General features: G+C 67.5%; 1 pseudogene. It reads left to right on the forward strand.

The features are described from left to right. Positions 1-836 (forward strand): annotated as a pseudogene (locus EN991_RS38075) (serine/threonine protein phosphatase); the annotation flags it as partial. Positions 837-856: the final 20 nt, after the last annotated feature.

The raw sequence follows: 856 nt of genomic DNA on the forward strand, positions 1-856 counted from the left end.
GGTTGCTCCTGCCGCTCTGGCATGGCTGGAGCTTCCTCATCGGCGCCTCGGTGCTGACGACCTGGCAGCATCACTTCATCGACATCCCGACCGGCGCGCTGCTCGGGTTCTTTGCGCTGTGGCTGTTTCCGCGCAGCGGCGCATTGCCGTTTGCAGGCTTCCGGCTGACCAACGATGCGAAAGCGCGGCGGCTGGCGCGGTTCTACGCGCTGGGCGCCGTCCTCGCGCTGGCCGGTGCCGCGCTCGGTGCCTTCCTTTGCGCTGTCGCGCTCTTCCTGCTTTGGCCGGCGCTGGCGCTGGCCATCGTCGCCTTCGCCTATGCTGGCGCAGGCGAAAAGGTGTTCCAGAAATCCGCCGATGGCACCATGACGCTTGCAAGCCGTGTCCTGCTCTTGCCTTATCGCCTCGGCGCCAGGGCAAACATATGGGCCTGGACGCGCAATCTTGCCCCCCAGGTGGCGATTGCCGAAGGTGTCTTTCTCGGGCGCTTTCCCACGGCAAGCGAGGCCAACAGCTTCGGCACGGTCATCGACCTCGCCGCCGAACTCGAAAAGCCGGCGACAACCGATTGCCGCTGGATCAGCTTTCCGATGATCGACCTGTTGCCGCCGCCACTGGCGATACGGCAACAGGCAGCCGGCGCGCTGGAGAATGCACGCCGCGACGGCACCGTCCTGGTGTGCTGCGCGCTCGGCTTCCAGCGCAGCGCCGGCGTCGTCGCCGAATGGCTGGTGGCGACCGGCAGGGCCGGGACGCCAGCGCTCGCCCGCGAGATGCTCGCGGCCGCCGGCCGGCCGATTCATCTTGCAGAGGCTACGGGGCGGGCGGCGTCATGACAGGCAATACCTATCAGGAC

Source organism: Mesorhizobium sp. M7A.F.Ca.US.005.03.2.1 (assembly GCF_003997795.1).
Lineage (GTDB): Bacteria > Pseudomonadota > Alphaproteobacteria > Rhizobiales > Rhizobiaceae > Mesorhizobium > Mesorhizobium ciceri.